Annotated in this window: 22 protein-coding genes and 3 pseudogenes; 15 read left to right on the forward strand and 10 right to left on the reverse strand. The window is 67.2% G+C overall.

Translation table 11 applies throughout. The features are described 5' to 3' along the window. The first annotated feature begins 37 nt into the window (after positions 1-37). Entirely contained in the window at positions 38-211 is a 174-nt protein-coding gene (locus tag MMSP_RS25435; protein ID WP_012392467.1) for a DUF2613 domain-containing protein, read from the forward strand. A gap of 79 nt (positions 212-290) precedes the next feature. After that, positions 291-4,478 (forward strand): alpha-(1->3)-arabinofuranosyltransferase, encoded by a 4,188-nt coding sequence (locus MMSP_RS00485; protein WP_200861961.1) that lies wholly within the window; start codon positions 291-293, stop codon positions 4,476-4,478. Between the two features lie 3 nt (positions 4,479-4,481). Here MMSP_RS00485 and MMSP_RS00490 read toward each other — a convergent pair whose 3' ends face one another. Then, on the reverse strand, positions 4,482-5,027 hold the full coding sequence (locus MMSP_RS00490) for a carbonic anhydrase (protein WP_020785020.1): 546 nt from the start codon (positions 5,025-5,027) through the stop codon (positions 4,482-4,484). Between the two features lie 178 nt (positions 5,028-5,205). Between MMSP_RS00490 and MMSP_RS00495 the strand changes: the two genes are divergently transcribed. Then, positions 5,206-5,967 carry a glycerophosphodiester phosphodiesterase family protein gene (locus MMSP_RS00495; RefSeq protein WP_181005676.1) on the forward strand — a complete coding sequence of 254 codons (762 nt, stop codon included), beginning with the start codon at positions 5,206-5,208 and terminating at the stop codon, positions 5,965-5,967. 124 nt (positions 5,968-6,091) lie between these two features. Next, positions 6,092-7,123, forward strand: a pseudogene (locus MMSP_RS00500) (lipase maturation factor family protein); the annotation flags it as partial. Here the strand turns inward: MMSP_RS00500 and MMSP_RS29240 are convergent. Together MMSP_RS29240 and MMSP_RS00510 are read right to left on the reverse strand one after the other, a co-directional pair. After that, positions 7,080-8,981 (reverse strand): annotated as a pseudogene (locus MMSP_RS29240) (PE family protein). The pseudogenes MMSP_RS00500 and MMSP_RS29240 sit on opposite strands and share 44 nt — an antisense overlap. Positions 8,982-9,170: 189 nt before the next feature. Continuing rightward, the gene (locus MMSP_RS00510) at positions 9,171-10,337 is read right to left on the reverse strand and encodes a PPE family protein (protein WP_020785023.1); all 1,167 of its coding nucleotides are present in this window, start codon (positions 10,335-10,337) and stop codon (positions 9,171-9,173) included. A 212-nt stretch (positions 10,338-10,549) separates the two neighbouring features. On the opposite strand from MMSP_RS00510, the gene MMSP_RS00515 reads away from it, so the two are divergent. Next, positions 10,550-11,926 carry an NADP-dependent succinic semialdehyde dehydrogenase gene (locus MMSP_RS00515; RefSeq protein ID WP_020785024.1) on the forward strand — a complete coding sequence of 459 codons (1,377 nt, stop codon included), beginning with the start codon at positions 10,550-10,552 and terminating at the stop codon, positions 11,924-11,926. Positions 11,927-12,047: 121 nt separating this feature from the next. Here the strand turns inward: MMSP_RS00515 and MMSP_RS00520 are convergent, their stop codons facing one another. Together MMSP_RS00520 and MMSP_RS00525 are read right to left on the reverse strand one after the other, a co-directional pair. Further along, the gene (locus MMSP_RS00520; RefSeq protein ID WP_020785025.1) at positions 12,048-12,719 is read right to left on the reverse strand and encodes a TetR/AcrR family transcriptional regulator; all 672 of its coding nucleotides are present in this window, start codon (positions 12,717-12,719) and stop codon (positions 12,048-12,050) included. A 98-nt stretch (positions 12,720-12,817) separates the two neighbouring features. Then, positions 12,818-14,524 (reverse strand): acyl-CoA dehydrogenase family protein, encoded by a 1,707-nt coding sequence (locus MMSP_RS00525; RefSeq protein ID WP_020727873.1) that lies wholly within the window; start codon positions 14,522-14,524, stop codon positions 12,818-12,820. A 341-nt stretch (positions 14,525-14,865) separates the two neighbouring features. Between MMSP_RS00525 and MMSP_RS00530 the strand changes: the two genes are divergently transcribed. Both MMSP_RS00530 and MMSP_RS27290 read left to right on the forward strand, forming a co-directional pair. Next, positions 14,866-15,846 carry a phosphotriesterase gene (locus tag MMSP_RS00530; RefSeq protein ID WP_036425873.1) on the forward strand — a complete coding sequence of 327 codons (981 nt, stop codon included), beginning with the start codon at positions 14,866-14,868 and terminating at the stop codon, positions 15,844-15,846. 171 nt (positions 15,847-16,017) lie between these two features. Further along, entirely contained in the window at positions 16,018-17,316 is a 1,299-nt protein-coding gene (locus tag MMSP_RS27290; RefSeq protein WP_036425876.1) for a PE family protein, read from the forward strand. 42 nt (positions 17,317-17,358) lie between these two features. Here the strand turns inward: MMSP_RS27290 and MMSP_RS25205 are convergent, their stop codons facing one another. Beyond that, positions 17,359-17,922 (reverse strand): DNA polymerase, encoded by a 564-nt coding sequence (locus tag MMSP_RS25205; protein WP_020785028.1) that lies wholly within the window; start codon positions 17,920-17,922, stop codon positions 17,359-17,361. After that, positions 17,819-18,367, reverse strand: a complete 549-nt coding sequence (locus MMSP_RS27740) for a 3'-5' exonuclease (RefSeq protein ID WP_235065638.1) — start codon at positions 18,365-18,367, stop codon at positions 17,819-17,821. The genes MMSP_RS25205 and MMSP_RS27740 overlap by 104 nt, the downstream gene beginning before the upstream one ends. Positions 18,368-18,832: 465 nt before the next feature. On the opposite strand from MMSP_RS27740, the gene MMSP_RS29680 reads away from it, so the two are divergent. Then, the gene (locus tag MMSP_RS29680) at positions 18,833-19,585 is read left to right on the forward strand and encodes a hypothetical protein (RefSeq protein ID WP_020785030.1); all 753 of its coding nucleotides are present in this window, start codon (positions 18,833-18,835) and stop codon (positions 19,583-19,585) included. 68 nt (positions 19,586-19,653) lie between these two features. Here MMSP_RS29680 and MMSP_RS27745 read toward each other — a convergent pair whose 3' ends face one another. Continuing rightward, positions 19,654-19,917, reverse strand: a complete 264-nt coding sequence (locus MMSP_RS27745) for a hypothetical protein (RefSeq protein ID WP_020785031.1) — start codon at positions 19,915-19,917, stop codon at positions 19,654-19,656. Between the two features lie 6 nt (positions 19,918-19,923). Then, positions 19,924-20,136 carry a hypothetical protein gene (locus MMSP_RS27750; RefSeq protein ID WP_020785032.1) on the reverse strand — a complete coding sequence of 71 codons (213 nt, stop codon included), beginning with the start codon at positions 20,134-20,136 and terminating at the stop codon, positions 19,924-19,926. Between the two features lie 300 nt (positions 20,137-20,436). Here MMSP_RS27750 and MMSP_RS00565 point away from each other — a divergent pair, with 300 nt between their 5' ends. The 7 genes and pseudogenes from MMSP_RS00565 to MMSP_RS00580 all read left to right on the forward strand — a co-directional run bounded on the left by MMSP_RS00565 (position 20,437) and on the right by MMSP_RS00580 (position 24,772). Then, on the forward strand, positions 20,437-20,736 hold the full coding sequence (locus MMSP_RS00565) for a hypothetical protein (protein ID WP_235065640.1): 300 nt from the start codon (positions 20,437-20,439) through the stop codon (positions 20,734-20,736). 2 nt (positions 20,737-20,738) lie between these two features. Next, positions 20,739-21,854: a hypothetical protein gene (locus MMSP_RS00570; protein WP_020785034.1), complete on the forward strand. Its 1,116-nt coding sequence runs from the start codon at positions 20,739-20,741 to the stop codon at positions 21,852-21,854. Continuing rightward, positions 21,839-22,108: a hypothetical protein gene (locus MMSP_RS00575; RefSeq protein ID WP_036425879.1), complete on the forward strand. Its 270-nt coding sequence runs from the start codon at positions 21,839-21,841 to the stop codon at positions 22,106-22,108. Before MMSP_RS00570 ends, MMSP_RS00575 begins: the two co-directional genes overlap by 16 nt. A 380-nt stretch (positions 22,109-22,488) precedes the next feature. Next, positions 22,489-22,782, forward strand: coding sequence for a hypothetical protein (locus MMSP_RS27755; RefSeq protein ID WP_083866393.1), 294 nt, complete (start codon positions 22,489-22,491; stop codon positions 22,780-22,782). Next, a pseudogene (locus MMSP_RS27760) lies at positions 22,783-22,923 on the forward strand (hypothetical protein); the annotation flags it as partial. Between the two features lie 79 nt (positions 22,924-23,002). Further along, positions 23,003-23,272: a hypothetical protein gene (locus MMSP_RS27295; RefSeq protein WP_200861931.1), complete on the forward strand. Its 270-nt coding sequence runs from the start codon at positions 23,003-23,005 to the stop codon at positions 23,270-23,272. Between the two features lie 102 nt (positions 23,273-23,374). Next, positions 23,375-24,772 carry a PE family protein gene (locus tag MMSP_RS00580; protein WP_036425883.1) on the forward strand — a complete coding sequence of 466 codons (1,398 nt, stop codon included), beginning with the start codon at positions 23,375-23,377 and terminating at the stop codon, positions 24,770-24,772. 11 nt (positions 24,773-24,783) lie between these two features. On the opposite strand, the gene MMSP_RS00585 is transcribed toward MMSP_RS00580, so the two are convergent. Continuing rightward, positions 24,784-26,028 carry an acyltransferase family protein gene (locus tag MMSP_RS00585; protein ID WP_369797278.1) on the reverse strand — a complete coding sequence of 415 codons (1,245 nt, stop codon included), beginning with the start codon at positions 26,026-26,028 and terminating at the stop codon, positions 24,784-24,786. Positions 26,029-26,092: the final 64 nt, after the last annotated feature.

Below are 26,092 nucleotides of genomic sequence, written 5' to 3' on the forward strand. Positions count from 1 at the left end.
TTTCTAGCCACGACCCCACGCCTCAAGGAGCCATTCGATGAACCGGATCGTCGCGCCTGCCGCCGCGAGCGTGGTGGTTGGTCTGTTGCTGGGCGCGGCCGCAATCTTCGGGATCACCGTGATGGTGCAGCAGGACACGAAACCGCCACTTCCCGGGGGCGATCCGTCGTCGTCAGTGCTCAACCGGGTCGAGTACGGCAACCGTAGCTAGTCCGGCGGCGCAGGCCCCCGAGGCCGGAGCTGCACAAACGGCAGCTCGCCCGCCGGTCACACCGCTTTCGCGCCGATGGCTGCTGCTGGTGGCAGCCGTCTCGTTGGCGCTGACATTCGCCCAATCCCCCGGGCGCGTCTCCCCCGACACCAAGCTCGATCTCACCGCCAATCCGCTGCGGTTCCTGGCCCGCGCAACCAGCCTGTGGAACAGCGAACTCCCGTTCGGCCAATCCCAGAACCAGGCCTACGGCTACATGTTTCCGCACGGCACGTTCTTCCTGGTCGGACACCTGCTGCAGCTACCCGGGTGGATTACCCAACGGCTGTGGTGGGCGCTGCTGCTGACAATCGGTTTCTGGGGGTTGCTGCGGGTTGCCGAGGCGCTGGGCATCGGTAGCCCGACCTCGCGCATCATCGCGGCCGCGGCATTCGCGCTGTCGCCCCGGGTGCTGACCACCCTGGGCTCGATCTCGTCGGAAACCCTGCCGATGATGCTGGCGCCTTGGGTGCTGCTGCCCACGATCTTGGCCCTGCGGGCGACATCGGAGCGACCACTACGAACGCTGGCCGCCCAGGCCGGGTTGGCGGTCGCGTTGATGGGCGCGGTGAATGCCATCGCGACGTTGGCGGGTTGTCTACCCGCGATGATCTGGCTGGCCTGCCATCGGCCCAATCGGCGGTGGTGGCGCTACACCGCATGGTTCATGTTGGCGCTGCTCCTGGCGACGCTGTGGTGGCTGGTCGCATTGACCCAACTGCGTGGTGTCAGCCCGCCGTTCTTGGACTTCATCGAATCCTCCGGTGTGACGACCCAGTGGTCTTCGCTGGTCGAGATGCTGCGCGGCACCGACAGCTGGACTCCGTTCGTGGCGCCCAACGCCACCGCCGGCGCACCGCTGGTGACCGGGTCCGTCGCGATACTGGGGACCTGCCTGGTGGCGGCCGCGGGACTGGCCGGTCTGGCGAGCCGGGAGATGCCGGCCCGGGGCCGGCTGGTGACGATGCTGCCGGTGGGGGTGGTCCTGCTGGCCGTCGGTTATAGCGGTGGCCTGGGTTCGCCACTCGCCCATCAAGTCCAGGCGTTTCTCGACGCCGAGGGCACACCGCTGCGCAACGTGCACAAGTTGGGGCCGGTGATTCGGCTGCCACTGGTGCTGGGCCTCGCGGAGCTGCTGGGGCGCATTCCGCTGCCCGGCAGCGCACCGAAGCCGGTGTGGCTGGGCGCATTCGCCCACCCCGAACGGGACAAACGGGTCGCGGCGGGAATCGTCGCGCTGACGGCGCTGCTGGTCAGCACCTCGCTGGCATGGACGGGCCGGCTCACCCCGCCCGGCACGTTCACCGCGATACCTGCGTACTGGCACCAGGCCGCCGACTGGCTCAGCGAGCACAACACCGGCGCTCCGGCGCCGGGGCGGGTGCTGGTGGTCCCGGGCGCGCCGTTCGCCACCCAGGTCTGGGGCACCAGCCATGACGAAGTGCTGCAGGTTTTGGGCGCGAGTCCATGGGGTGTGCGCGACTCCATTCCGCTGACCCCGCCGCAAACCATCCGCGCCCTGGATTCGGTGCAGCGCCTGATCGCGTCCGGACGCCCCTCGGTGGGGCTGGCCGATAGCCTTGCCCGCCAGGGAATCTCATATCTGGTGCTACGCAACGACTTGGATCCCGAATCATCCCGGTCGGCCCGTCCGATCCTGGCGCATCGCGCCATCACGGGATCACCGCGACTGCAGAAGGTGGCCGAGTTCGGGGAACCGGTGGGGCCGGGTTCGCTGGCGGGTTTCGTCAACGACAGCGGACTGCGGCCCCGGTATTCCGCCATCGAGATATTCCGGGTGATCGACCAGGTGGGTGGCGCCGGCAATCCGGGCGCACCGTATTTCGCCGACACCGCGTCGCTGCCGCGCGTTGATGGCGGCCCCGAGGTGCTGCTGCGCCTCGACGAACGCCGACGGCTCTTGGGGCAGACGGCGCTGGGCCCGGTGCTGCTGACCCAGGATGCTCGGGCCGCGCAGCTGCCGGTCCCCGTCGTCACGGTCACCGACACTCCGGTCGCACGGGAAACCGACTATGGCCGGGTCGATCAGCACTCCTCGGCGGTCCGGGCCCCGGGCGACGCCCGGCATACCTACAACCGGGTACCCGACTATCCGGTACCCGGCGCCGAGGTGGTTTACGGGGGGTGGACCGGCGGCCGCATCACCGTTTCGAGTTCGTCGTCGGACTCCACCGCCATGCCCGACGTCGCCCCGGGGGCCTCGGTGGCGGCCGCGGTCGACGGCGACCCGGCGACCGCGTGGGTGTCCAACGCGCTTCAAGCCGCGGTCGGGCAGTGGCTGCAGGTGGACTTCGACCATCCGGTGACCAACGCCGTCATCACATTGACGCCCAGCCCGACCGCCGTCGGCGCCCAGGTGCGCCGCATCCTGGTCGAGACCGTCAACGGCAGCACCACCCTGCGGTTCGACGACGCGGGAAAGCCCCTGACCGCGGCGCTGCCCTACGGGGAGACTCCGTGGGTGCGGATCACCGCGGCCGGTACCGATGACGGATCCCCCGGGGTGCAGTTCGGCATCACCGACCTGACGATCACCCAATACGACGCATCCGGATTCGCACACTCGGTCCAGTTGCGCCATACCGTTTTGGTACCGGGGCCCCCACCGGGCGCGGAAATCGCACGCTGGGACCTGGGATCGGAACTGTTGGGCCGGCCGGGTTGCGCCCCGGCACCGGACACGATGCGCTGTGCGGCGTCGATGGCTCTGGCGCCGGAAGAGCCGGTCAATCTGAGCCGCACGCTGACGGTGCCGCACCCGATGACGGTGACCCCGACGGTCTGGGTGCGACCACGTCAGGGCCCAAAGCTGGCCGATCTGATCGCCCAACCGGACACCACCCGCGCCCGCGGCGATTCCGACGGTCTGGAAGTCCTCGGCTCGGCGTATGCGGCCACCGATGGCGATCGGGCAACCTCGTGGACGGCGCCGCAGCGGGTGGTACAGCGCAAAACGCCGCCGACGCTGACGCTCACCCTGCCGCGGCCCACCGAGGTGACCGGGCTGCGGGTGGCTCCCAGCCGGTCGGCACTGCCCGCCCATCCGACGATGGTGGCCATCAACTTGGGCGACGGTCCGCAGATCCGGAGCCTGAGCCCCGACGGCGGGCCGCAGACCGTCTCGTTGCATCCGCGCGTCACCGGCACCGTCACCGTCAGCCTGCTCGACTGGGAAGACGTCATCGACCGCAACGCTCTGGGCTTCGACCAGCTCAAGCCCCCCGGGCTGGCCGAGCTGGTAGTGCTGGGTGCGGGCGGTCGCCCAATCGCGCCTGCCGATGCCGCACACAACCGCGCGCGCGAGGTCAGGATCGGCTGTGACCATGGCCCGGTCATCGCGGTGGCCGGCCGTTTCGTGCACATGTCGGTGCGAACCACGGTCGGCGCACTGTTGGACGACGAACCGATTCAGGCGCAGCCATGCGAGCCCGAGCCGATTGCGCTGCCGCCCGGCCAGCAAGAGCTGTTGATCAGCCCCGGCACCCAGTTCGTCGTCGACGGCGCCCAGCTGACGCCGCCGGCGGCTGGCGAATTACCCGGCGCCGCGGCGGTACCCGCGGAGACCGGCGCCTGGAGTGCGACTCGTCGCGAGGTGCGGGCCCCCGCATCACAAACCCCCCGGGTGCTGGTCATCCCGGAAAGCATCAATCCGGGCTGGGTGGCCCGCACCGGCGCCGGAGCCCAGCTGACACCCGTCGCGGTCAACGGATGGCAGCAGGGTTGGGTGGTACCCGCCGGAGACCCGGGCACCATCACACTGAGCTTTGCCGCCAACTCGCTGTACCGCGCCGGCCTGGCGATCGGGTTGTCCTTGCTGCCCGTATTGGTTCTGCTCGTCCTGTGGCGGGCGCGCCGACGCGGTCCGGACGACCCACCGGCGCGGCCATGGACAACCGGGTGGGCGGCCGCGGTCGCGGCCCTGGCGGCCGGTGCGCTGATTGCCGGGCCCCTCGGAGCGGTGCTGGTGGGAGCCGCCCTCGGTGTCTGTTACGCCTTGCGCCGACGGGAGCGCCTGCGTGACCGACTCACCATCGCAACCAGTGCGGGTGGGCTGATCTTGGCCGGCGCGGCGCTATCCCGTCACCCCTGGCGCTCGGTGGACGGCTATGCCGGCCATTCCGCGATCGTGCAACTGCTGGCACTAATTTCGATCGCCGCGTTGGTGGCGGCCACGGTGGCGCCAGGCCTTACGCGTGGGGAAAAGTGAGCGCTACGGGCCGATCTTCTGGACCGTGCCATCAAGTGCCATCAACCAGGTCTCCACATCGATACCCGGATGGCGCCTGAGCGCTTCCTGCCGAAAAGTGCCGAGGATTCGTTCGTGGGTGGCGGTCTCGATTTCCGGCGTGGAGATCGAATCCTCGCCGTAAGCGATCTGCACGGCGCCGCAATCGCGGTGATTGACCGCAATCACTCCGTCAATCGAGTGCAGCTCGATCGAGGCCGCGAGGTTATCCCAGAAGGTGTTGTGCCACGACTCCCAATGTTGGGAAACGGCTCCGGCGGCGGCCCCGGCCAACGCAAACTGGCTGTACCGGTTGAGCAGACCGCGCTGCACCATGTACTCGTTGGTGGGGTGCACGAAGCGGGGGTCGATACACATCAGCAGCAACGCTTCGTAGCCCTCCGGCGGCGGGTCGGTTGTCGCGTTGCCCGGCGCGTTGGAAGCCAGCGCACCCAGCCCGAGAGTCCCGGCGCCAAGCTCTAGTAATCGCCGGCGCCCCAATTTCAAGCCAATGTGTTCAGCGCTGTTCACGTTCCCCTCCATCAACGATCAAACGACGCGGATGATGAAACCTAGCAAAGGGGTCGCACCCCACATGCGCTGGCCCCGAGATGAGTCTGGCAACACCGCGGCCGCCGATCATGCCGTTGGCTGCCGCCGCCGCATGGGAGATACTTAGCCGATGGGCGGAGATGCTCACCCGCAGGAGGTGGAATTCCTTCGCGATGCGCGGCGGATTGCCATGGCGCACCGAGGATTCACCTCGTTCAGGTTTCCCATGAACAGCATGGGAGCGTTCCACGAGGCGGCCAAGATCGGGTTCCGGTACATCGAGACAGATGTTCGGGCCACCCGCGACGGCGTCGCAGTGATCCAGCATGACCGCAAGCTGGCACCCGAATCGGGAGTGGCCGGCGCGGTCGACCAGTTGACCTGGCCGGAGGTCAGCACCGCGGACCTAGGGGGCGGAGAACCGATCCCGACCCTCGAGGAGCTGCTCGTGGCGCTGCCGCAGATGCGGTTCAATATCGACATCAAAGCCGATTCGGCGGTCGAGCCGACGGTCGAGGTCATCGAGCGGTTGCAGGCACATCGCCGAGTGCTGATCGCGTCGTTCTCCGAACGCCGTCGCCAACGCGCGCTGCGTCTGATGTCCCAGCGGGTCGCCAGCGCGGCCGGCATGGGGGCATTCCTGGGGTTCATGGCCGCGCGAACGGCCGGTCGACGGGCATCGGCGATGCGGATGCTGCGCGACAGTGACTGCCTACAGCTGCCCGCGCGATTCGGCGGCCTGCCCGTCATCACCCCGGCACTGGTGCGGTCGGTTCACGCATCGCGGCGGCAGGTTCATGCCTGGACCATCGATGACCCGGCCATGATGCACGCGCTGTTCGACATCGGCGTGGACGGAATCATCACCGATCGCGCGGATGTGCTGTGTGATGTGCTCGGCGCGCGGGGAGAGTGGTAGCGCGAAACCGCCTGGAGCAACAGACATGATTGATCTGTTGGACCGACGTGCCGGGGGCACTCGGGCAAGCACGCTTTGACTTGTTATGGGCTTCTAGGGCTGTCACCGGCTGAGGAGTACTGCCATGGAATGGTTTTCGGCATCCGAATACTGGCTGGGCCGCCTCGTGCTCGAACGTGGCGTTGCGGCCGTCTATCTCACCGCGTTTGTCGCCTCGGCACTGCAGTTCCGGGCCCTCATCGGCGAGCACGGCATGCTGCCGGTGCCGAGGTATCTGGCCCACCGGTCCTTTTGGAGGACGCCGAGCGTATTTCACTTCCGCTATTCTGACCGGCTTTGCGCCGGAGTCTGTTGGTTGGGCGCAGCACTGTCGGCGGCGGTGGTCGGCGGGACCGCCGACCTGGTGCCGCTGTGGGGCGCAATGCTGATGTGGCTGACGCTGTGGGTGCTGTATTTGTCGATCGTCAATGTGGGTCAGGTCTGGTACGGGTTCGGCTGGGAATCATTGCTGTTGGAAACCGGCTTCCTGGTGGTCTTCCTCGGCAATGACCGGGTTGCCCCACCGCTGGTGATGCTGTGGCTGGTGCGCTGGCTGCTGTTTCGGGTCGAATTCGGCGCCGGACTGATCAAAATGCGCGGTGACGCATGCTGGCGCAACCTGACCTGCCTGTACTACCACCACGAGACACAGCCGATGCCGGGACCGCTGAGCTGGTTCTTTCATCGCATGCCCCGACCACTGCACCGTATCGAGGTGGCGGGCAACCACTTTGCTCAACTCGTGGTGCCGTTTGGACTGTTCGCTCCGCAACCGATCGCCAGCATCGCGGCCGTGATCATCATCGTCACCCAACTGTGGTTGGTGATGTCGGGCAATTTCTCCTGGCTCAATTGGCTGACGATCTTGCTGGCGTGCAGCGCGATCGAGCAGTCAGCCGCGCGCAAGGTGCTACCCATACCCGTGCGGGCCGCACTGCCGCCGCCGCCAACGTGGTTTGCCGCACTCGTGCTGATCTTCGCGGCAACAGTGTTGGTCCTCAGCTACTGGCCGGCACGCAACATGCTCTCCCCCCGGCAGCGAATGAACATGTCGTTCAACCCCGTGCACCTGGTCAACACCTACGGCGCGTTCGGCCGTTTTGACCCGGTGTGCCGCCAACCTGGCCGGCGCTACCGCCCTTGCCGCCGCTTCCGCCGTTGACGCCGTTGCCGCCGTTGCCGCCGTTGCCGTACGGCGACGCTTCGTAAGTACCGTTGATGACCAACCCGGCGTTGCCGCCGTTACCGGTGGGCGCCGCACCACCGTGCCCGCCGGCACCGCCGATGCCAACCCCCAATCCACTGGCGGCCCCGCCCGCAACGCCGTTGCCGCCCGCCCCACCCGTCCCGGTGGCGGCTCCACCGTCTCCGCCGGCACCGCCGCTGTAGGCGCCGAAGAGCGGCGTCGTCCCCGAGCCACCGTTGCCGCCGGCCCCGCCGATTCCACCGGCACCGGAGGCCGCACCACCGGAGCCGCCGTCGCCGCCATGGGCCACACCGAACCCAAAGAAGTCGAAATTCTCGACGAAGCCACCATTTCCGCCGCTCCCAGCGGTCCCGGTGGTCGCCGTGCCGCCGTCGCCGCCCGCACCGCCCAGGTTCACGTCGATGGCAAAGATGCCCTCGGAAATGCTGACGCCGCCCGCGCCGCCGTCGGCGCCACTAGTACCCGAACCGCCGTGCCCGCCGGCACCACCGATACCGATGTCGATCCCGATGGGGCTGTGGGCGACGGCCACTCCGCCGTTGCCGCCGAGTCCACCGCCGCCGGTGGAAGCGTCGCCGCCGGCGCCGCCGGCCCCACCGATGCTGAAAAACAGGCTCTCCGCACTGCCACCGGATCCACCGAACCCGCCGAAACCACTGGTACCGGCCTGACCCTGACCTCCGGATCCGGCAATGGCGGCCAGCACTGCGTGGGCGCCACCGCCCCCACCACCGTCACCGCCGTTGCTGCCGACACCGGTGCCGGCGCCGCCACCGTCGCCGCCCGCCGCGATCAACCCGAAGCCCGTCCCGCCGAGACCGCCAGCGCCGCCGGCCGCGGCGGTCGCGCCGGGCTACCGCCCGCCCCGGCCATCCCCCGTGCTCGCCGCACCGCCGATGCCTCCAGCGCCGCCTTGGCCGAAGGCGATTCCGACATAGCCCGAATAAGCGGAACCACCGCCACCTCCGGCACCGCCCGTAGCGCCGGCGCCCCCGTGCCCGCCAGCACCGCCGACGTTGAAATTGATCCCCGCGGGGATACGAGCGGTGGCCATGCCTCCGGCGCCGCCGGCACCGCCGATTCCCGTGGTGGCATCGCCGCCGTGTCCGCCGGCTCCGCCGAGGCTGACGATCAGGCCGTCCGCGTTGCCTCCGGCGCCGCCGACTCCGCCGGTTCCGCTGCTAGCGGCGCCGCCATCGCCACCGACTCCGCCGATCGCGATGAATGCCCCTCCCGCGCCTCCGGCACCACCAGCCCCGCCGTTGCCGATCAGCCCGGCCGACCCGCCGGCGCCCCCGGCCATCCCCGCCGAACCCGATCCGCCGTTGCCGCCGTTGCCGAACAACAGCCCGCCGGGTCCGCCGGCGTCCCCGCTTCCCGGGGCACCGTTGGTGCCGTTGCCGATCAGGGGGCGCCCCAACACGGCGGCGGCGGGCGCGTTGACCATCCCCAGCAGGTCTTGCCCGAGGGTCTGCAACGACGCCGTATTAGCGGTCTCGGCGGCCGCATACATCTGAACGCCACCGGTCAGCGCCTGGACGAACCGGCCGTGGAACGCCACCGCCTCAGCGCTCACGGCCTGGTACTGCAGGGCATGGTCGGAGAACAACGCCGCGATGGCGGCCGACACCTCATCACCGGCAGCGGCCATCAGCCGGGTGGTCGAAACCGCGGCTGCCGCATTGGCCGCATTGATAGCCGCACCGAGACCGGCCACATCCGTGGCGGCCGCCGTCAAGGTGTCCAGGGCCGCGATCACACCAGACATGAGCTCCCCTTACCCCGGCCAGCCGTCGATCCAGATTCAAGCACAACTCCGGTGCCCCATCCGGGGATTGCGCTGACAGGTACTCCGGCCGACGCAGCCGCGGCTTCGCGGCACCGGCCAGCACCGCCCCCGGCACGGGCCCTGGATTGAAACTCCTTGCAGGACTGGATGGTTTGATGCTGACCGCGCTTACGCCAGTGCTACCCAACTGGCCGGCAGCATCGGCACCCGCGCGCCGGCGCACGGGTCGGCGCCGCCGACGGTGACCAACCCACCGGCCGGCAGGGTTGTCGGGTTGGGCATGGTTGCGGCGAATCCGACCAGGCCAACGCCTTGACCGGGCGCCGCCGCGGCTGCGGCGGTCACCGCTGCCGCGCTCGTCAGCACCCCCAGTGAACCCACCGCGGCATCCGCGACCGGCGCAGCCGCAACGGCCGGCAGCGCCAACCCCGCGGCAAGATTGGCACCCAACGCCCCAACCGAGCCCAAAGCCGCACCGCCACCGAGAATCCATTCGATCACCGCGGCGACGACCAACAACGGATCGAACACGATCTGCAGCGCCGGCAGCACGACAAAGCCAAACCAGAGCATCGCGTAATTCCATAGCAGGGAAAGCGCAACGGAAAACTGGCCGGTCAAGAAATCCAATAGCGCCAGCAGCGGGAGTTTCAGTCCGTACGTCGACAGCACAACGATGCCGACAATCAATTCAAATACATTGATGAATTCGGCTCCGACCAGCGTCGCCAACTCGAGCAATAACCGCTGGATCGGCGTTTCAGCGACAGCCTGGACGACGGCGCTGGCGAATTGCGCTGCGGCATCGGCCCCGGGCTTGATGATGACCGGCGCCGGGGGCGTGCGCGGTACGGCGAGTAGCGCATCAGCCGCAACCGCCTGGTAGACGCTCATGGTGGTGGCGGCTTGGATCCACATCCGCACGTAGTCGACCTCGTTGAGCGCAATGGGGATGGTGTTGAGGCCGAAGAAGTTGGTGGCCACCAACACCGCGTGGGTGGCATGGTTAGCCGCCAACTCGCCCAGCGTCGGCATCGCGGCCAGGGCGCCGGTGTAGGCCGTCGCGGCGGCCTGATGGGCCGCTGCTGTTGCCGCACTGTCGGCGCTGGCCTGCATCAACCAGGACAGGTACGGGAGATAAGCCGCGATGCAACACTGCGCGCTGGGGCCGTCCCAGGCGCCGGCTTGGACACCGGTCAATATCGCGGTCAGTTCTTCGGCCACCGCCAGGTATTCGGCGCTGAGCTCCGTCCAGGTTTGCGCCGCCGCCAGCAGTGAACCTGGTCCCGGCCCCGCGCTCAGCAGCGCCGAATGCGCCTCCGGCGCAGAAGCCATCCACAGCGGCGCTGTAGTGTCGAGTCCGCCGGGCCCGCGCTTCGCCCCTCACCGCGGCCCCCGAACGCCGTTGCCGCCCGCAACGGCGGCCGCGTCGCCGAACCGACAGTCAGCGACCCACCGGGACAGGGAACGCCGGAGCCCTGGCGCCGTAGTGGCAGGCTGGATACTGGCCCGATTCATGTAATCAACCCAGCGATAAGGAAGTCAGCGTGCCAATCGCCACGACCAACCCGGCGACCGGGGAGACAGTCAAGACTTTCACTGCAGCATCCAACGATGAGGTCGACGCCGCGATAGCGCGCGCCTACGCGCGGTTCCAGGACTACCGCCGCAACACCACGTTCGCCCAGCGCGCCGAGTGGGCTCACGCCACGGCCGATCTGATAGAGGCCGAGGCTGACCAGACTGCCGCCCTGATGACGCTTGAAATGGGCAAGACGATCGCATCGGCCAAGGCCGAAGTCCTCAAGTCCGCCAAGGGTTTTCGCTACTACGCCGACAACGCTGCGGCGCTGCTCGCCGACGAGCCCGCGGACGCCGGCAAGGTGGGCGCCTCTCAGGCCTACACCCACTACCAGCCGCTGGGTGTGGTGCTGGCCGTGATGCCGTGGAACTTTCCGTTGTGGCAAGCCGTCCGGTTCGCCGCGCCCGCTCTGATGGCCGGCAACGTCGGGCTGCTCAAGCACGCCTCGAACGTGCCGCAGTCCGCGCTCTACCTCGCCGACGTCATTGCCCGCGGCGGCTTCCCGGACGGCTGCTTCCAGACGTTGCTGGTCTCCGCCAGCGCGGTGGAAGGCATCCTGCGTGACCCCCGCGTGGCCGCGGCCACGCTCACCGGTAGCGAGCCCGCGGGTCAATCGGTCGGCGCCATCGCCGGCGACGAGATCAAGCCCACCGTGCTCGAGCTCGGCGGCAGCGACCCGTTCATCGTGATGCCGTCGGCAGACCTGGACAAGGCGGTCAGCACGGCGGTGACCGGACGGGTGCAGAACAACGGCCAATCCTGCATCGCCGCCAAGCGATTCATCGCCCACGCCGACATCTATGACGCGTTCGTCGACAAGTTCGTCGAGCAGATGTCGGCGCTGACAGTGGGTGACCCGACCGATCCGCAAACCCAGGTCGGTCCGCTGGCCACCGAACAAAGCCGCGACGAAATCGCCCAGCAGGTCGATGACGCCGCCGCGGCCGGGGCCGTGATCCGCTGCGGCGGCAAGCCCCTGGCCGGCCCCGGCTGGTACTACCCGCCGACGGTGATCACCGACATCACCAAGGACATGAACCTCTACACCGAAGAGGTCTTCGGCCCCGTCGCCTCGGTGTACCGGGCCGCCGACATCGATGAAGCGATCGAGATCGCCAACGCCACCACCTTTGGGCTGGGATCCAATGCCTGGACCCAGGACGAGGCGGAGCAGCGCCGTTTCATCAACGACATCGAAGCCGGTCAGGTCTTCATCAACGGCATGACGGTCTCCTACCCCGAACTCCCATTCGGCGGCATCAAGCGGTCCGGCTACGGCCGCGAGCTCGCCGGGCACGGGATCCGCGAGTTGTGCAACATCAAGACCGTCTGGGTCGGCTAGACGCGCGCCGGCTTCGGCTCGAGGTCGACGTTTTGCAGGAAGGTTCGAGCAACGTCCTGCGAAACGTCGCCCTGGCCGCGACGGCCTCACTCCGCCAGCGGCGCGCGCGCCCACACGCGCGTCAGGTGACCTTTCGAACCTCGACGGTCAGGCTCGGGGAGTAGGCCGCCGCCAGCACCGCCACCAGCCGGCGCACGGCCAGCGCAGGCTGCTCCGGGGTGGGCTCATCGAGCCCGAGGATGGGGTCCAGACCACGCATGTAGGGCGCCAGCGCCAGGTGCGGAAAAATCATCAGCAGCAGCGACAACAACGCATCTGTATCCGAATCCGCACGCAGATCCCCGCGGGCCAGCGCATCTCGCACCAGCGGCCGCAGCACCTCCAGGTAATGGCGATGTATGACGCTGCGCACGCTGATGCGGGCATCGGTGTCGACCTCTAGGGTCGCGGCGGCATGCAGCGCGCGTTCGCGCGGGTGCTCGGCGAAGTAGGCCACCCAGCCGTCGAGTAGGTCGGTGAGGAATTCGAAGAATGGCCGGCTGGAGTCGAGTTCCCGGATCAGACCTTCGATGTGGGTGCGCACCCGCTGACTGGCGGTGTCGGCGATGTACGCATACAGGTCGCGCTTGTCCGCGAAGTACTGGAACAGGCTGCCCTTGGCGACCCGAGCACGGCGGGCAATGACGTTCAGGCTGCCCTGGGAGAAGCCGTGTGCCCCGAATTCGGCCTCTGCGGCTTCCACGATGACCGCCCGACGAGCCGGATCCACCCGCGCCCAAGTCACCGTCGGCATCAAGCCTCCTCGCGCCAATGACCGTTGGTCATTTCACTGTGCGGGGCTCACGGTTAACGATTACCGCCCCGCACCGAGGTTGCCACGGTTTTACCGAATCAGGGGCGCATTTCGTAGGCGCCGTTGAGCGGCAGGACGTGTTCCTTCCAGACCTGGTCGTAACGCGCCGCGTCATGCGCCGGGCGGCGGATCATCCGCATCGCGAACTGGGCCTGTTGGTCGGTCGTGGCCGCCTTGTCATTCAGTTCGACGGCGTAGCTGTTGAAGTCCCGCACCAGCAGGCCGAAGATCTCGTCGAGCAGCGCGTCGTCCACGCCCGACAGCGGCGCCTCCTCCAAGATCAGCTGCGCATAGGGCACCAGCGCGAAGATCTGGCCGACACCGAACGCGAAGTCGATGTCCTTCTGCTGGGACGCATCCGGGGTGGCGCCGGCCAGCATCTCGGTCAGCACGTCGATCTGCTCCCGCAGCAGCGCGACATTGGGCAGGTGACCGTAGCTGTCGAACGGGGCGCGCCAGTCGTGGAAGCGCACCTTGCCCAGCCCGCCGGTGGGGCCCTGGTTGAACAGGAAGGTGTCGTCGGCCGCGTCGTCGCGACGGGGAATCAGCGGCAGCGCGGCGTCGGGGGCGAACAGGAAGTTGGGCATGAACTTGGCCAACAACCCGATATTGATGTGGACGGTTCCCTCCAGCCTGGGCAGCAGGCCGATCTCGCGGGCCACGGTCTCGAAGAAGGTGTCCTTCTCCACTCCCTTGGCGGCGATGACGTCCCACAACGCGGCAATCACGCGCTCGCCCTCGCTGGTGACCTTGGCCTTGGTCAGCGGGCTGTAGAGCAGGTAGCGACGATCCTCGGCCGAGGCGCTGCGCATGTAGTCGCTGGCCCGGCTGGCCACCAGCCGCATGGCGACCAGGCGCGCATAGGCGTCGGTCAACAACCGACGCACGTGGCTGAAGTCGGTGACGACGGTGCCGTACAGGTGGCGGTTGGCCGCGTGCGTGATGGCTTCGTAGAAGGCGTGGGTGCACATGCCGACCGCGCCCCAGCCCAGGTTGTACTTGCAGACGTTGACCGTGTTAAGCGCGGCATGGAAGGCCCCCATCCCGCGGTGCAGCAGGTCGGCCTCGGTGACCGGGTAGTCGTGCAGCGCGTAATTCGCCACGTAGTTCTGCGAATTCACCACGTTCTTCTTCAGCTCATACCGATCGTGCTGCGAGTCGGCGGCGAAGAAGACGTACTCCGGTTCCTTTGACGAGTCCTCGATCTTGCCGAAGGTCGAGACCATCCGCGCAACGTTGGCGTTGCCGATGTAGTACTTCTCGCCGCTGGCGGTCCAGCCGTGCTCGGACGGCGTCAGGATCATGTCGGTCTGGTAGACGTCGGCGCCGTGGGCCTGCTCGGACAGTCCGAAGGCGAAGACCTCGCCCTGCTCCAACTGCGCGGCCGCCTTGCGCTTGGCGTCCTCGTTGTCACTCATCCAAATCGGGCCCAGGCCCAACGCCGTCACCTGGAACGGGTACCAGTAGCTCAGCCCGTAGAAACCGATAATCTCGGCGAACTCACTGATGCGGTAGGTGTCCCAGCGGCAATCGTCAGCGCCATATTCGGACGGCGTCAACAACGAGGCGAAGATGCGGTGCTCGGCGATGTGGTTGAGAAAGTCCGAGTACCAGGCCCGGTCGTGGTCGTCGCGCTTGAGGCGCGCCTTTCCGCGGGACTCGAAAAAGTCCACTGTCGCGGCCATGATCTCCGCCGAGCGCGCGTCCGGGTATTTGCGTTGCAGGCGGTTGGGGTTGAGCAGCATGAGGGGAGCTCCCATGACTTGACTTCGAAAAGGACGAGCTTAGACGGTACGCCACGCGCCTCACCGCGACCGCGCCGGTAGGCACAAACCGTCGATAACGCCAGGTCGAACGGCTAAAGCCAATCAGCAATTCGGCTGAAATTCGCTGCGTTCTTTCCGTTTCCGGCCGCCACGAATGTGTATTCCGGCGGCCGCCACATCCGCTACACCGTAATAGCGGTGAGCCATTCCCGGCCCCTGGTGCGGCCGCGCGGCGCGAAGGATTTGGCCGGTTCGAGCACGGAAATGAGCCGGGCAAACACCCCTGTTGGCCAGGCCATTATCGACCTAGCATCGCTGATGTGTCAGCGCTAAATACCGCTCGCGGACCCATCGATACCGCTGATCTAGGCGTCACGCTCATGCACGAGCACGTGTTCATCATGACCACCGAAGTCGCCCAGAACTACCCCGAGGCTTGGGGTGACGAAGAGAAGCGGGTGGCTGATGCGATCACCCGGCTCAACGAATTGAAGTCGCGCGGTGTGGACACCATCGTCGACCTGACCGTGATCGGCCTGGGCCGCTATATCCCGCGCATCGCCCGGATCGCCGCCGCCACCGACCTCAACATCGTCGTGGCGACGGGCCTCTACACCTACAACGACGTCCCATATCGTTTCCACTATCAAGGCCCCGGTGGGATGCTCGACGGCCCGGAGATCATGACCGACATGTTCGTCCGGGACATCGAACAGGGCATCGCCGACACCGGCGTCAAGGCGGGCATCCTCAAGTGCGCCACCGACGAGCCCGGCATCACCCCCGGTGTCGAGCGGGTATTACGTGCGGTGGCCCAGACGCACAAGCGCACCGGGGTGCCGATCTCCACCCACACCCACGCCGGGCTGCGACGCGGACTCGAGCAACAGCGCATCTTCGAAGAAGAAGGTGTCGACCTGAGCCGGGTGATCATCGGGCACTCCGGTGACAGCACCGACGTCGGCTACCTCGAGGAGCTCATCGCCGCTGGCTCCTACCTGGGGATGGACCGCTTCGGCATCGACCTGATCCTGCCGTTCGAGGACCGAGTCAACATCGTGGCGACGATGTGCGAGCGTGGCCACGCCGACAAGATGGTGCTCTCCCACGACGCCAACTGCTATTTCGACGCGCTGCCCGAGGAGCTGACAGCGGTGGCCACGCCGAACTGGCACTACCTACATATCCACAACGACGTGATCCCGGCGCTCAAAGAACGAGGGGTGACCCACGAACAGGTGCACACCATGCTGGTGGACAATCCGCGCCGGATCTTTGAACGACAGGGCGGCTACCAGTAGCGACGCGTCCCCGCCGCAGGCGCGTTCGCGGATAGGCCAGCAAATTCACCGAAGTCCGGCGAAGCGCCGGATCGGCAAGCCGGAATGCGATATGCTCGCCGCGCGGCCGAATACTCAATCCAGCTGACCAGGCACGATGGTCGGTAAGCGGGAGAAGAGAGGGGTAGCAGCGTGCCCTTTGTGGTCACGATTCCCGAGCAACTATCAATAGCAGCAACAAGTCTGGCGAACATCGGTTCGACCATCAGCACGGCCAATACGGCCGCGGCCGCCCCCACCACCACGCTGCTAGCCGCCGGGGCTGACGAAGTATCGACGGCCATCGCCGCACTGTTCGGCTCACACGGCCAGGCATTTCAGGCACTGAGCGCCCAGGCCGAAAACCTGCACGGACAATTCGTCACGACCCTCAACTCCAGCGCGTTCTCGTATGCGAGTGCCGAGGCCGCCAACGCGAGCCAGAACCTGGTCAACGCGCTCAACATGCCCGCCGAGGGGCTGCTGGGCCGGCCCCTGATCGGCGATGGCACCGACGGCGCGCCCGGGACCGGACAAGACGGTGGCGACGGCGGCATCCTGTGGGGCAACGGCGGCAACGGCGGCTCCGGCGCGCCCGGCCAGCGCGGCGGCGACGGCGGGGATGCCGGGCTGTTGGGCAAGGGCGGTTACGGCGGCAACGGAGGAGCCGGCCAAACCGGCGGAACCGGCGGGTCCGTTGGGCTATTCGGCAACGGCGGAGGCGGTGGCGGCGGCGGAGGTACCGGCGGGGCGGGAGGAGCCGGCGGCACCTTCTGGGGCCCGGGCGGCGCCGGCGGCAGCGGCGGCCACGGCGGAGCAGGTATCGCCGGCAACGGCGGGGCAGGTGGGCCGGGCGGCGCGGTGTTCGGTACGGGCGGCGACGGCGGGCAAGGGGGCCTTGGCGGCTCTGGCGGCAACGGCGGAGCAGGCGGCGACGGCGGCTTGCTGTTCGGCACGGGCGGGCAGGGCGGCGAAGGCGCATCCAACAACAACACGCTGATCGGAAACGGCGGAGCCGGCGGCGACGGCGGGATAGGAACCACCGGCGGCGGGCACGCCGGAGCCGGTGGCGGCGCGGCCCTGCTCATCGGCAACGGCGGCGATGGCGGACAGGGCGGCAACGGTATCAATGGCACCGGCGCGAACGGCGGGGCCGGCGGCGATGCTGGCCTGCTGCTAGGCGCCGGTGGCAACGGCGGGGGCGGCGGGACCGGCACGGGTGCTGCGGGTGGAAACGGCGCGGCTGGAGGCAAAGCCGGGCTGATCGGCGGCGGCGGAAGCGGCGGGGCCGGCCGGAACGGCAGCAACGGCGGTAACGGCGGCAACGCCCAGCTGATCGGCAACGGCGGCCACGGCGGACATGCGGGAATCGGGGCAATTCGGGGCACCGCTGGTACCGGCGGCTACGGCGGGCTGCTGCTTGGCCAGAACGGGTCGAACGGGTCCGCTTAGCAGGGTGGGCTGCGTGTGCTGCTGAAGCCGCGGGGTAGGACTTCATTCGCCAGAGGTTCGAGCTCCTAGCAGACGACTGAGCGCATCCTCGTTAATGATGGGGATGCCGTACTTGCGCGCCTTCCTTGCCTTTCCAGTGGCCGAGTCGGGATCGGCAGCGACCAACAGGCGCGTCCTGCGGGTAAGCGACCCGACCTCGATGCCGCGCTGAGCTAGTTCTGCCTCCCACTCAGACCGGCGGCGCCGCATCGACCCCGTGAGGCATAGAACGTCGCCCGCCGCCAACGCGAACTCGGCGCAGGCCGAACGTGCAGAAGCCATTGCCAGAGCGGCATCCACGCGGTCGGCGGACAGCCCGAGGAGTTCAGCGACCTGAATCAGGTCAGCGCGCTCGTCGTCGGTGACAACCCCATCGGCAACCGCAACCCTCGCCATCGACCGCAGGTAGTCGTGGTGGATCTCGTCGAGCAGCCGACGCGAGAGGCCCAAGCTGTCGGCCATCTCAACCAGCGCATCCTCCTCGTGGCAGGACAGGTAACAGTCGAGGAGGGCGGATTCGAGGATTTCGAGGTAGGACTCGACGCGAGGGTCGTCCTCGTGGGGCATGCGCCCGGATTCCATGCCTCTCGGTAGCACCAACATCGCGATGAGGATTGATCAGAGTTGACCACTCGTCCTCGATGTCCCCCTCCGCCGACAGCAGCACGAGGCCAACCTCGACCACACGGTCGTACTCGGCGGCGAATCCGGTGGTCTCGAAGTCCAGGACGGCAAAACCGGCCACGTCTACTACTCCTCGATTCGGCGGCTCCCATCCTGCCGAAGAGTAAACGGACCCCCAACAGGAAGCCTGGCGTTCAATCAAATTAGAACGCGCGACGGGAACTACTTTGAAGTCATGGAGTTCACCACGAGACGGCTGTGGGGCCAATGTTTGACCCGTTCTGTAGAGAATTACCCACCAAGGAGCGGCCCGCTCCCCCAGGGCTCCGAGCAGCAACGGCGACTGCGCAAAGAGGGGCTGTTGCCCGAACTCGTCCCAAAGGGGCATTTGTTCGGGCGATCGTGGAATCACGAGGACTCAAAGATGACAAATAGGGATCACCGCGTCAGCGGGGCGCGCGGGATCATGTATGCACTCCAAATGCCCCCGTATGGACCGGGCGCTTTTGGGAAACAATTTGGGGACCACAAGATTCGATTCTCACTCAGGTCGGTGATCGTTCGGGCCACGTCGGTCACGAAGCAGCCAAGCCGGTCGATGGCAGCAACGACCACGGTGTCTCCAAGGCGCGAATAGTCGGGCATCGCCGACAACCCGGTCGGGCCCCCTTGGCCGATCCCAACAGTTTGTCGGCAATGACGCGTTCCAAGGCATGCCTGGTCGCAGCAAGCGCCACGAGCAGGGCGTCGAGGTCCTGACCGGCGGTGCTGACGCAGGCGTAGCCCACGGTATGGCGCCAACGAAGAGACCGCAGCGGCCGAGATGGCCGCCGTGCGACCCAGGTTGGTCTAGATGGTGCTGACCCTTTCCCAAGTCCAGGCATGGAGCACCGAGCACCTGATCGAGGCGGCCACCTACTGGAGCAAGACCGCCGATCAGTGGGAAGACGTGTTTCTCCAAATGCGCAACCAATCCCACACCCTCGTGTGGGAAGGCGCTGGCGGTGATGCGCTACGGCAGCGAACCGGTGCTGACCTGGCGATCGTGAGCACCAAGGCCGACGAACTACGCCAAGCCAGCAAAATCGCCCGCGATGGCGCCGGAACCATCGGCATTGCCCAACGCAGGGTGCTCCATGCCGTTGAAGACGCCCACAACGCCGGTTTCACTGTCGGAGAAGACTTCTCAGTCACCGATATCCGAACCAGCCGCAGCTCCGCCGAGCAAGCAGCCCGCCAAGCACAAGCACAAGCACAAGCACAAGCACTCGCTACCGACATCCGCCAACGCGCAGTCGAGCCGCTGCCGCCTCCTGCCCCGGGACGGCTGCCGCCCCTGACCCCAGGCGAAATGGCGACCCCCAGACTGCCAGCACCCCCACCGCAGCCTCCGATACGGGGCGGCGCCGATCTCGCGCCGGCCGAACCCCCACCTGTTGTGCGCACACCTATGGAGCCACCAGCCCGTCTAGGCGGCCCCATTGCGGGCGGCCCGGTACCGCCAGAATCCATCCCACACCCCGTTCAACCGCCGCACAGCCACCACGGGCCACCTGTGCTGGGCAAAGACGAGCTACCGGACTTAGGTGAATTCAACCCAGGATGACAAGAGGAACTTAATTACTTTCTAAGACAACGGATTAGAGCGTCTCAAAGTGCTGCGTGACCAGACGATTACACCCCAGGAGGGGACTGTCGCCTCCGCTGCTCGCGACGTATTCCTTCCCCCCACCGTTCGATATTCTCAATTTCCTCGGCCGTGCGGATGCGGCCGCCGTTCGGAAACAATAATTTGGCGCGCTCGTAGCCGCCGATTTTGCGTTGCAGGCCACGCAGCAAGCCCATTGGCTCGGCGTCAGAGAACCTTGTACCGATCTCGAAATCCAGACCCGCACCGATCAAGCTGCTGGCGAACGTGACTTCAGACAATAACAGCACCCGCGCTCAATCCAGATCTGTCAAGGGCTCACGATCGGTGACAGCACGCTCAAGACGCACGATGAGTTCGCCGAACTGCTCCCAGGTTGATAACCCCAGCACCTGGAACGGAAACGGCTTCCCGGCCGCCGACCTCCGCCACTCGTCCAATGTCTGCCGAATGAAATCGCGCTCATCCCCGGTCAGCTCGACCGCCACCAACTCAGAGGAATTTGTCATTGAGTCGATCGTACGGCCAGCACCTGACGTACGAGGGTGTCGACTGCCACGATGATGGGGCTACCTTGACCAGGTTTTAGCCAGTCCAGCAATCTTGCGACTCCCGACGACGACACGCCCGTAGTCCCTGACCCGTGTCTCGCGCCAACTCGACGCCCGTGAAGCCCTCCGGGTCCGGGCACCCTCTGAGACAAGATGTGAGGCGTCTCGGTTCTCTAGAAGTGAGACACGTCGGGCGTTCGCCCAAGCCCCTGGGATGGTAGCTGGCCGCCGTTGTTGTGTTTGCCTACACTTCGGTTCGTGGGGTCTTCGTTGCGTGTGGATACCGCGGGCGTGCAGGCGATGGCCTGGCGGTGGGGTATCGCAGCTGGGGAGCTGACCAGCATGGATGCGCCGGCGGGGCTGGGGTTGTACTGCCAGCTCAGCGCGGCCGCAGTCGATGCCGCCCATGGTGAGGTGGCGGCGTTTACTACCGGGCTAGCCATTCAGGTGAACGCACGCACCGCGGGCGTGACTCAAGCCGATAGTGGCTATCTGGCCAATGAAGCTGCCTCGGCCGATGTGCTGGCAGCGGTGGCTCCATCGGTGACCCGCGTGTAGTAATGGCAGCGTCGGGAATTCCGGACCTGTCAGCGTTGTTGGCTTGGCCCACCGATCATCTCACTGAGGCGGCTGCTCATTGGGACAACGTAGGCGAGCACACCTATGCGGTGGCCCACCAGCTGTGGCGCGATGCAACGTCGATTGATTGGAGCGGCCATGCCGCCGGCGCGTTGCGCGCCGCAACGCACGCCGACCTGCAAACTACCAGCGCGGCAGTCGACCAGTTGCAGGAAGCGGCCCGTGTCGCGCGTAATGGGGCCTCGGATCTTTACGCCGCCCGTTCGCGGGTGCGGTACGCAGTCACCGACGCCCAGGCAGCGGGATTTCAAGTAGAAGAAGACCTTTCGGTCACCGATCGCATGACGGGCGGATCAGCGGCCCAGCGCGCGGCCCGGCAAGCCCAAGCCCAGGCCTTCGCCGGCGACCTCCGTCAGCGTGCCGCCCAACTGGTGGGCCTGGACGCTCAAGTCGCCACAAAAGTTACGGCCGCGGTGGCCGGGATCGGCAGCAGTTTCCCGCAAATTCCTGCACCCGCCGCCCCGCCAATGGGCAACCCGGTCCGCGCCGTCGACAACCGCACGTTCAAACAAAACCCGCCACCAGCGCCGGTCGACCCCAAGGACATGACCGCAGAGGAGGCTCGCGCAGCATGGGCGGACATCAACAGTGAAATAGGCAAGTACAACGCCCGGTGCGGGCGCACCTTCGTCTTGCCGACCGAACAGGGCGCTTACGACGCCTGTATCGCCGACAAAGGACCCCTACTCGATCGCCAAGCTGCCATCCGAGCCCGCCTCGGGCAACTAAGTATACCCGTCGAAGGCGAAGACCCAACCCACCCAGGAACCGCGGAACCACCATTTCCACCACCCACCCGAATCAACGGGCTGACAGAACATGGAGCACAACGTGTCGAAGGGCGAGACGGCCACGGGGTCAACGACAATGCAATGCAAGACGCCGTCGCGCATCCGATAGAGCCACCACAGTTCATGCCTGATCAATATGGTGGCACCTGGCGATATATCGGCAAGGACGCGACGGTTAGTCTGAACGAAAACGGGCAAGTGACAACGGCCTGGGCAAATAGCCGCAATGGATGGAGGAATCCGTGAACAACATTCTCGATGTCGTTCCATCCGAGCACCGCGTTCTTATCATGGATGAGCTGACACGCCGTAACCCCGATCTCCTTGCGGAGCTTCGCACCGTGCAGAAGCCAACCAACGACCAGAGCGACACCGTTGTGGATGCGCTGTCGCATGCGTTGAGCGCGAACTACGGGCCAGGGCATGTACCAAACGACTATGGACTAGCGGTTGAACGCGCAATTGACGCCTACCTCGAAGCGTGGCCCATATACAGGTAGACACCGCGTCCCCCAGGGCTCCGGCGTTCCCTGCCGTGTCCCCGAGGACAGGACAGCGTTCCCATCATCGTGGCACCTTCGGCCGGGGACAAGAACCCAGTCGTCACGTTTCTTTATAAACGAGACTGTGCAAGGCGGGTGAGCTTGCAACAGTGGGCGGCTCGGCGGTCCAGCGATACGTCGGCAGGATCGAGACGAGATTCGAGCTCAAATCTCTAGAAAAGAGACATCCATAGCTGATCTAAGTAGCGTCACCTCGAGCAAGACTCCCGCGCGATCGCAGAGCACGGAACCGCGCGTGATTGAGCCATTGTGGCGCGATGGCCATCTGGCTTGCGATGTGAGTTGTTATCCATGAGCTCGCCGTTAAACCCCCAAGAATGCAACCGGGTCAGCTGCGGGTCGAGGTCCCTCAGCTAGAAGCCACGGCTGGCGAATGGAGTCAACGAAGCGCCACTCTGGCCGCCTTAACACCCCCTTCACCAGGACAGCCGTTTCAGCCCACCACAGCCGCGGTGAGCAGTGCCCACACAGCTGTTGGCCTCGCCGCAGCAGCGCTTACAACCCGCACCCAAGAGACAATCGTTGCCGTCGAGAGCGGTGCGACACGGTATGCCACCAACGAAACGACCTCACCAGCCGAGATGGCTGCCGTGCAACCCAGGTTGGTCTAGGTGGTGCCGACCCTGTCCCAGGTTCGGGCATGGAGCACCGGGCATCTGATCGAAGCGACTAGCTACTGGACTCAGACCGCCGATCAGTGGGAAGACGTGTTCTTGCAGATGCGCCACGAAGTAGCGTCGCACGGCCCGGGCCAGGTGGTCCGATTACGAGGCTGCACGATGGCTCGGCCTACGATGGGTGCCCCTGAGCCCGCCGTCACACTTTCCGGGGATGGAGCCGGGTCTGCTGCGGGTCGCTGTCCGACAGCTGCAAACCACCGCCATTCAATGGAGTCAACAAGCCGTTGAACTTGCCGCTGCCTCCCTCACCAGGGGCGCCGCTTCAACCCGCCGCGGCGGCGGGCAGGGCCGGGAGCCAGGGAACGCCGGAGCCCTGGGCCGGGAGCGGTTGGCGCGTTCCACTGGGGGTATCGGCGTTCGGGCCCCAGGTCCGGCCGGCGGTGACGACATGCCCGACTACCAGCGCGTCAACGTTGGATGAACTGCCCATCGCGCCCACCAGACCGCGATACGCTGTATTCCTGACTGATTCCTCGACCCACTGACCAGGCGGCGGCCGGTGAGCTGACGAGAGGACTGGCTCATGTCGTTCGTTTCCGTCATCCCTGAACAGCTGACTGCGGCAGCCACGAACCTGGCCGGTGTCGGATCGACGATCAGCACGGCCAATGCCACCGCGGCCGGCCCCACTGCCGCGGCGTTGGCCGCCGGCGCCGATGATGTTTCGGCGGCCGTCTCATCATTTTTCGGCGCCTACGCGCGGGACTACCAGGCGTTCAGCGTGCAGGTGGAGGCCCTTCACGACCAGTTCGTGCGCGCCGTCACCTCCGGTGCGGCGTCGTATGCGGGCGCCGAGGCCACCAGCGTCCAACAGATCCTGCTCGACGCGATCAATGCGCCCACCCAAGCGCTGCTGGGACGCCCGCTGATCGGCAACGGCGCCAATGCGGCCCCGGGATCCGGGGCAAACGGGGGCGACGGCGGCATCTTGTACGGCAACGGCGGCGCGGGTGGCTCCGGAGCGGCCGGCGGCAACGGCGGGGCCGGCGGGGCCGGCGGCACGTTGTCCGGCATCGGCGGGCACGGTGGAGCCGGCGGGCTCGGCCAAGTCAGCGGGGGCGCGGGCGGGGACGGCGGAAACGGCGGCGTGTTCTTCGGTGGGGGCGGCGACGGCGGTATCGGCGGGCACGGCATAACCGGCACCGGCGGCACCGGCGGGAGCGGCGGGAGCGGCGGGAGCGGCGGGACCGGCGGCTTCCTGCCCGGCGGCGCCGGAGTCGCCGGGCTGATCGGCGATGGCGGAGCGGGCGGATCCGGGGGAACCGGCGGCTCCTCCGCGCTCCTGTTCGGCACCGGCGGGGTCGGCGGGGTCGGCGGCAGCGGCGGCGACAGCGGCGGGACCGGCGGGGCCGGCGGACAGGGGGGCGCGATGTTCGGCAACGGCGGGGCCGGCGGAGGCGGCGGAGACGGCATCAACGTCGGAGGCAAAGGCGGGGCCGGAGGAGCGGCCGCCACACTGTTCGGCAGCGGAGGCACCGGTGGGGACGGCGGAAACGCCGGCGCCGGCGTCACCTTCGGGGGCGCCGGCGGGGAGGACGGGGCCGCCGCCTTGCTCGGCGGAAACGGGGGTTCCGGCGGGCATGGCGGAATCGGAAATGTCGGCGGCAAGGGCGGGGCCGGAGCTGCCGGCGCGATGCTGCTCGGCAACGGCGGCGATGGTGGAAATTCCCTTGCCAGTCTCGCCGGTGCGGGAGGAGCCGCCGGTAACGCGGGGCTGATCGGCAGCGGCGGCACCGGCGGGGCCGGGGGCCAGAGCTTCTCCGGCACCGGCGGTAAGGGCGGCGATGGCGGCAGCGCCCTGTTGATCGGCGACGGCGGCAACGGCGGCAACGGCGGGACCGGGGCTACCGCTGGTGTCGGCGGCACCGCGGGCACGGGTGGCTTCCTGTTCGGACTGGACGGGATGAACGGGTCGCCGTAGCTGTGCGGCGCTCAGGGCGCGATCGCGTCCGCTTCCCGGTCGATGTCCTGCCCGGCGCTGTGCTCGGTCCGTTTCGCCCAGCGGCGCAATGCTTCTCGACAGGGTGACTCCACCAGCGCATAGCTGACGGCGGCGATCGCGAAGCCAAAGATCAATGTCAGCACCAGCACCGTCGGCATCCGTCCGGTGAACGCAAAGGTGCCGATCACCGGGAACACCATGTCCAGGGCGGCCAAATGCCAGATGAACAGCCCGTAGGACCAGCGCCCCAGGGTCACCATGGTGGTGCTGCCCAGTAGCCGGTGGGGCGTGCCGGGCCGGTCCAGCACCAACGGCGCCACCAGCGCGAACGCCACCACGGCACCCATCGCGGTCTTCACCGCGAATTGCGTCGCCGAGCCCTGGACCAGGCCGGCCGGACCGGCCAGCGGTGATGCCGCCGCCAGATACGCCAGCATCGCCACCACACCGATCAGCACGCGGTGGCGCGCCAACCGGTGTACCAGCCCGATCGGGCTGTGCACCCACTCGGCCAGCAACATGCCGGCGGCGAACCAAGAGAAGAAGGCCGGCGGCCAGTTCAGCGGGTTCATCCCGGAACCGGCGGCCACCGGCAACCACGCCCAGGCCAGACTGAGCGCGGCCGCGGCGGCGATGACGGGCACCCGGGCCCCGACTGGCACACGGCGGGCCAGGAACGCGAGCAGCGGCAACGCCAGGTAGAAGCCGACCTCGACGGACAGGCTCCACATCTGGGTGAGGCCCCCGGTCAGCGTCAATGGCACGTAGATCTGGGTAAGGGTCAAGTTCGCCAGCCACACGGTCAAACTCGCGTGGTCCGAATCCGGCAGCAGGGACAAGATCACAACCACCGCGACCACGTAGGCGGGCATGATCCGGACCGCCCGCGACCGCAGATAGTGACCCGTGCGGGGACGCGGTGATCCGCCCCGAGCGGCCGCAGCGTGCCCCCGCCACAACAGAAACCCCGACAGCGCGAAGAACACCGCCACCGCCAGATCGAAGCGGCCGAACAGCCGGCCGGCGACTCCACTGGAGTGGCCGGTCTGGAAGGCGACATGGGTGACGACCACCCCCATTGCCGCGCAGGCACGCATGCCCTCCACGGGAGGCAGAAAGCTGCGTGTCCCCCCCACCTGCTGGCCGTCGGTCACCATCACAGTCTGCCCATCATCGACTGGCGGCCGAATCGGGTACACCGGCAAAGTTGGGGCAGGTTCGCACACCGGGACCATACGTTCTGCTGTTAGGGTCAAACGGGTTTGACTGCCTACTTATTCGGGTGGGAACAGGTCGCGG

The organism is Mycobacterium sp. 012931, assembly GCF_000419295.1.
GTDB classification, from domain to species: domain Bacteria; phylum Actinomycetota; class Actinomycetes; order Mycobacteriales; family Mycobacteriaceae; genus Mycobacterium; species Mycobacterium marinum.

What these genes read in the sequence shown, in the direction of transcription:
- MMSP_RS25435 (WP_012392467.1), top strand. Translation starts at nt 38, where the DNA reads ATGAACCGGATCGTCGCGCCTGCCGCCGCGAGCGTGGTGGTTGGTCTG.
- MMSP_RS00510 (WP_020785023.1), bottom strand. Translation starts at nt 10,337, where the DNA reads ATGGCTTCTGCGCCGGAGGCGCATTCGGCGCTGCTGAGCGCGGGGCCG.
- MMSP_RS00520 (WP_020785025.1), bottom strand. Translation starts at nt 12,719, where the DNA reads ATGCCGACGGTGACTTGGGCGCGGGTGGATCCGGCTCGTCGGGCGGTC.
- MMSP_RS00525 (WP_020727873.1), bottom strand. Translation starts at nt 14,524, where the DNA reads ATGCTGCTCAACCCCAACCGCCTGCAACGCAAATACCCGGACGCGCGC.
- MMSP_RS25205 (WP_020785028.1), bottom strand. Translation starts at nt 17,922, where the DNA reads ATGCCCCACGAGGACGACCCTCGCGTCGAGTCCTACCTCGAAATCCTC.
- MMSP_RS27740 (WP_235065638.1), bottom strand. Translation starts at nt 18,367, where the DNA reads ATGCCCCTTTGGGACGAGTTCGGGCAACAGCCCCTCTTTGCGCAGTCG.
- MMSP_RS29680 (WP_020785030.1), top strand. Translation starts at nt 18,833, where the DNA reads ATGGTGCTGACCCTTTCCCAAGTCCAGGCATGGAGCACCGAGCACCTG.
- MMSP_RS27750 (WP_020785032.1), bottom strand. Translation starts at nt 20,136, where the DNA reads ATGACAAATTCCTCTGAGTTGGTGGCGGTCGAGCTGACCGGGGATGAG.
- MMSP_RS00570 (WP_020785034.1), top strand. Translation starts at nt 20,739, where the DNA reads ATGGCAGCGTCGGGAATTCCGGACCTGTCAGCGTTGTTGGCTTGGCCC.
- MMSP_RS00575 (WP_036425879.1), top strand. Translation starts at nt 21,839, where the DNA reads ATGGAGGAATCCGTGAACAACATTCTCGATGTCGTTCCATCCGAGCAC.
- MMSP_RS27755 (WP_083866393.1), top strand. Translation starts at nt 22,489, where the DNA reads ATGCAACCGGGTCAGCTGCGGGTCGAGGTCCCTCAGCTAGAAGCCACG.
- MMSP_RS27295 (WP_200861931.1), top strand. Translation starts at nt 23,003, where the DNA reads ATGGAGCCGGGTCTGCTGCGGGTCGCTGTCCGACAGCTGCAAACCACC.
- MMSP_RS00580 (WP_036425883.1), top strand. Translation starts at nt 23,375, where the DNA reads ATGTCGTTCGTTTCCGTCATCCCTGAACAGCTGACTGCGGCAGCCACG.
- MMSP_RS00585 (WP_369797278.1), bottom strand. Translation starts at nt 26,028, where the DNA reads ATGGTCCCGGTGTGCGAACCTGCCCCAACTTTGCCGGTGTACCCGATT.